The following is a 5,045-nucleotide window of genomic DNA, read 5'->3' as shown; positions in this document are numbered from 1 at the left end:
CTCTTCCGCTTCCGATACATGGGCACGACTCATCCGCTTTTTCTCGAACTCACCGTCGAGAATACGGATCTTGCACATGCCACAACCACCGCCGCGACATCCCACCTCGATGGCTTGGGTGTTTTGCAACTCCATCCCCACCAGCAGGCTTTTGTCATCACGGCACAGGTACTCCTGATTCCGGTTCACCACCTGAATGCGGTGGACCTTAATGTCGGTTTCAACCGTTTGAGTACTCATCGGTACAGGCTCTTCATCAGATACGCTTAAACTTATATACGTTTAAACAAAGCAGAACGTGTTTGCTCTTCAGCACCGTCAGCAGCAGTTACGAAACGCTCCATATGAATGTCACGTTCGAACAGACGCCCCTGCATCAGTGCGGTAATCGCCGCATCGATCATCGGCGGCGGACCGCACAGGTAAGCTTTGTGACCACTGAACTTATTGTCGAAGTAATCCTGCGCAGCTTCATGTACGAAACCGGTGAAACCTTCCCAGTTATCCGCTTCTTCAGGCGCATTCAGTGCCGGAATGTAGAAGAAATTTTCATGCTCTTCCGCCAGCGCTTCGAAGATCTCGCGGTTGTACAGCTCAGCGACGTTACGTGCGCCCTGGAACAGGTACATCTTGCGCTGATCGCCCTCTTCCAACAGTTCCTTAATCATGGACTGAGGGCTGGACAGACCTGAACCACCCGCAATGAAGATGGCATCCTGTTCGTCAGATTTGCGCGTGAAGAACTGACCGTATGGCCCAGACACATCCAGCGTATCGCCCACCTGCAGTTCGTTGTGCAGATAGGTTGTTCCCGCGCCTTCCGGCACCAGACGCACATGCAGTTCCAGCGTGTTGCTATCGGACGGTTTGTTGGCAATGGAGAACGCACGTGTGCCTTCTACACCCGGGATATGCAGGTTGATGTACTGGCCTGCCTGAAACTCCATCTCACCATCGAGCTCAAAGAAGAAACCTTTGATGGTGGGCGACAGATCACGGATCTCTGTGACGGTACCCACATAGTCGTTGACCGGGTGACCGGCAAAGTCGGGGTCCACATCGATATCCGCTTCGATCGTCAAATCAGATTCAGGTTTGGCACAGCAGGCCAGCACAACACCGTCATCACGCTCAGATTCCATCAGCGCGAACGGTGATGCTTCACCCACATCTGCATCACCGTCAGTAACGGTGACTTTGCAGGTGCCGCAGGTACCGTGACCGCAGGCAAAAGGTAACCAGACACCCTGGCGCAATGCTGCGTCCAGAATCGTCTGATCTTCTTCGACCTCGATGACATCGCCGGTCGGTTCTACAGTTACTTCGTAAGTCATTGGTGATTACCTCCCGATCTCAGACGCCCGCGCCCTGATAACCTTTCAGGTCCGGGGTACTGAAACGCAGAACGGATTTGTGACCAACACCCTGATCCTTCAGTGCCACATCCGCCTGTGGCGTAAATGTTTCACCGTCCAGCATCCAGCTGGCCTTATCCCAATCGATCTGGGCATATTCCGGGTGCAGGCTAAATGCTTCAGCCATCACTTCGGAACGCAGGGTTTCAAAGGTCATTTCTGGTGGCACCGGATAGGCAAACGGTGCACAAAACATCAGATGGTGGTCCCAACCTACGTACACCACCTGATTGCCGTGAAAGTTCTCAAACTTATCGAGTACTTCGCCTTTGTAGTCAGGCGTAATTGCTTTAACAGCCATTGTTCTTCCTCACATCGGGCTGTGCGCGGGACACACTCACCGCGCCAGCCTGTTATTGTTCTTGTTCCGGCTTAAGCCACACCTTTCCACTGTTTCCAGCGTTTTTCGTCCGGTGAGCCCTTCATATCCATGTTGTCGACGCCAACATTCATGTGGTAGAAGTCGCTCAGGACATCGCCCACGTCCGGACCACCGCAGTTGCCCTGGAAGATCTGGTGTACAGGCAACCAGGACTGAACGTATTTTTCTGGCTCATCATCGAAGATGTCTTTACAGCCGTCAGAACAGAAGTGGTAACGCTCGCCGTTGTACATACTGTCGCGGTAAGAGGTCTGAGTCGGATCATCCATCTCGGTGAACAGCATCGGGATCTGACACGTTGTACACAGCTGAGGCAGTGCCTTGGTGTAGAAACGCTCACCTTTCGCTTCCATCTCTTTCGCCAGTTCCCAGCGCGGACGGTAGTATTTGTCGAAGGTTTCAGGGTATTTCTCAGACAACCAATCCAGCTCTTCGTCTGTCGGGATCCAGGTATGGAAACCTGCCGCATGACCGTGGGTGTAGAAGGTCCACCACGCCTGGTGAGAGATATGCTCTTTCTCTTTCTCAATCACATCGGCGTACTTCGGCATTTCGATGCCGTAACGCGCCAGATCTTTAAACAGCGCACCACCGGCTTCTTCGAAGTAGACTTCCCACGCTTCCTTCCAGGACATCACCTTGTTTGGCAGCATGTAGTCCATCATCATGGAAACGATGGTCAGCAGACGGGAACCACGCCAGAACCACTTATCGATCCATTTCTGAACGATCGGCACATTGTCTTCGTGCTGCTCCAGCAGGAACTTGATCACTTCCAGACCCAGCGTCATGTGACGCGCTTCGTCTGACTGTGCAGAGAAACCGAAGGTCACAGTCGCCATATCACCGTTGTGTGCTGCACCGGACATAAACGGTACGAACAGCAGGTTGGTCAGTACGTACTCGAAGGAGAAACCGATCGCGATCATAAATTCGAACGGACCTGCTGCACGCGCATCGTTGAAGAACGATTTCGGTACCGACAGGTACCACACGCGGTCATGCATGTGGCTGTATTCCTGGAAGCCGTCAAAGAACTTATTGAAGTGGCTCATCGCATGGATCTGAGTCTGCACGTGACGCAGCTCATCCAGTGACTGCATCTGACACGCAACACGTGCACCAACACCACCAAACTGACGACCGGTGTGGGCAAAGCCCTGATACGCCTGATATTCCAGCGGAGATACACCGGTCAGGAAGATTTTGATTGCGTTCACGTAGCGCGGATCCGATACGTTCATGTGCGCATTGTTCTGCGCAAATGCGTCAAAGATCGCGTACAGTTTCTTCTCTTTCTCTGCCTGATACTTCCAGTACGTATCCATGGTCAGGCGGAACGGGTCTTCCCACTTGGACCAATCGGTGATTTTGATGCCTTCAAAATCTTCGTAAGGGAACGCTTCTTTACGATCGGAGTAGGAATATTCCCAGTCCAGATCGCGGGTCAGCAGACGGTATTTGTCTTTAATATTGAGTTTCTTAGCTGCCATGATTCGTTACCTTATTCTTATTCGTTCCAGTGCAGAGACAGAGAATCGTCGTCTTCTTCAACGTTACCGCCGAGGGTGATCAGGTTGACGTGCAGTTCCTGCACATCCCAGTCACGCCCCATTTTTTCTTCCACCGTTTCGCGGTTGATAGTCATACGACCTTCGTTTTCGATGCGGACCATCGCTGGCATGTGAATCACGGTCACATCCGGATTATCTTCTTCAATTGCTTCGACGATGTAGCGGGATTCGTCGTTATCTTGCAGCGCGATATAAACCTTAGACATTACGTAACTCCTTACTTGAACAGGCCAGCTTTGGTCAGACGTTTGTCCAGTGCAGCAACGGCTTTATCCATCGCTTCTGCATCCAGCATCTCTTCTGCCAGTGGTTTCAGTGCAGCCACTGCTTTCTCTTTCCAGTTAGTAACCCAACCTTCCAGCAGTGCTTTGTTTTCCGCAGATTCAGCCACTGCAACTTTCATCACAGCATCCACCCAGCGGGTGTTGTCTTTGTTCCACAGCTGCATGAACTCAGTCAGCATGCTGATGTCCTGACCACCGTTGTCCGCCAACCATGCGTCGAACTGGTTAAACATCAGGTCGTATACCAAACCGTCCAGGATCAGATCCTGCGCAACAAACAATTCGAACCAATCTTTGGTGACCGTGGTCTCTTCACACAGTGCACGCATGCCCTGCCAGATCTCTTCGCTCATCCAATAAGCTTTCGCTTCGCCCAGCGCATCACCGCTGTTGCCATCAAGGATCAAACCAATACGGGACAGGTACTGAGCAATACCCAGACGATCCATGCCGTCATACAGCAGCGCCTGAGTAATCGCCGTGCCGTAGCCCTGTGAAGAACCGTACATATTGTTCAGGTTGGCGGTGTGCTCGAAGTGGCGCAGCGGGACCAGGTAACGAATCACTTTCTTCTGCAGGTCATCACCCAGCAAACGCTTCAGATCACGTTTTTCAAAGAAGGCGTAGTTACTCTCAGCAACTTCCTGCATCTTCGCGCGCTGTTGAACATAAGCGCCGTAGTAAAACTGACGCGGATCTTTAAACGCGTACCAGTCTTCCATCACAAGGGCCGTACGACGCGGATCATTCAGCTCCATGTCCGGCTGCCACAGCGGGCGATAGTGAAAATATTTCTCAGACTGAACGTCGTAGGTCGCTTCCTGATAACGCGTTGCAGGCTTGTCACCAAAGCGGCGCTCAATATGCGCGAAGGTGTTACGTACCGGCTCAAGCGTCGCGGTTTTGATTTCAATACTCATCGGACATTTCCCAGCTAAGTCAGATTGTTGTTATTCGGATGCGAAATGGTCGTGGTTGTGCGACATCAGGGTGTCTTCGCCGTAACGCCACTTTTCCATCTCGGCATCTACAGCTGCCATCTGTTCATCGGTCATATGAATCACGTCATTCACGTTGCAAAAGTGCTCGTAAGCGCCCTGCGGCATGATCAACTCTACGAACAGACTTGGATCACCAATTGCGAAGTCGAACTCCACGAATCGAGCACCCTGAGGGCTGCGAACCCGTACATATTTCGTTAACCGTTCAAATTTTGGTTTGCTCGGATCACTCGACCGGGTATCCAGATTTATCACCTCAGCCATTTCGCCCCCTGTTATGTTTTTTTCTGATTCAGGTCACTGGGTATAGAGCAATGGCTATGCCAGAATTTAAAAAAACCAATAAACAAAAACACAAAAAACAACCCAACCCATTGTTTTTCAAGGAT

At 51.5% G+C, this 5,045-nt stretch carries 7 protein-coding genes; all 7 read right to left on the bottom strand.

What is annotated here, in order from left to right; all coding sequences use genetic code 11:
• Nucleotides 1–240: 2Fe-2S iron-sulfur cluster-binding protein (locus tag ABYW01_RS13720; protein WP_372833608.1), on the bottom strand; the 240-nt coding region annotated here is incomplete at its 3' end.
• Between the two features lie 32 nt (nt 241–272).
• Nucleotides 273–1,334, bottom strand: a complete 1,062-nt coding sequence (locus tag ABYW01_RS13715; protein ID WP_372833607.1) for an NADH:ubiquinone reductase (Na(+)-transporting) subunit F — start codon at nt 1,332–1,334, stop codon at nt 273–275.
• 19 nt (nt 1,335–1,353) lie between these two features.
• Nucleotides 1,354–1,716, bottom strand: coding sequence for a phenol hydroxylase subunit P4 (locus ABYW01_RS13710; RefSeq protein ID WP_372833605.1), 363 nt, complete (start codon nt 1,714–1,716; stop codon nt 1,354–1,356).
• A gap of 71 nt (nt 1,717–1,787) precedes the next feature.
• On the bottom strand, nt 1,788–3,290 hold the full coding sequence (locus ABYW01_RS13705) for an aromatic/alkene/methane monooxygenase hydroxylase/oxygenase subunit alpha (RefSeq protein ID WP_372833603.1): 1,503 nt from the start codon (nt 3,288–3,290) through the stop codon (nt 1,788–1,790).
• 17 nt (nt 3,291–3,307) lie between these two features.
• Nucleotides 3,308–3,577, bottom strand: coding sequence for an MmoB/DmpM family protein (locus tag ABYW01_RS13700; protein WP_372833600.1), 270 nt, complete (start codon nt 3,575–3,577; stop codon nt 3,308–3,310).
• 11 nt (nt 3,578–3,588) lie between these two features.
• The gene (locus ABYW01_RS13695; RefSeq protein ID WP_372833597.1) at nt 3,589–4,575 is read right to left on the bottom strand and encodes an aromatic/alkene monooxygenase hydroxylase subunit beta; all 987 of its coding nucleotides are present in this window, start codon (nt 4,573–4,575) and stop codon (nt 3,589–3,591) included.
• A 30-nt stretch (nt 4,576–4,605) separates the two neighbouring features.
• Complete coding sequence (locus ABYW01_RS13690; protein WP_372833594.1) at nt 4,606–4,920, bottom strand: phenol hydroxylase subunit; 315 nt, start codon at nt 4,918–4,920, stop codon at nt 4,606–4,608.
• Between the last annotated feature and the right edge of the window lie 125 nt (nt 4,921–5,045).

It is taken from the genome of Pontibacterium sp. (genome assembly GCF_041587635.1).
In the GTDB taxonomy this organism is placed as follows: Bacteria; Pseudomonadota; Gammaproteobacteria; order Pseudomonadales; family Balneatricaceae; genus Pontibacterium.
Note: the sequence above shows the minus strand (reverse complement) of the source record. Positions and strands in the feature narration are given on the sequence as shown.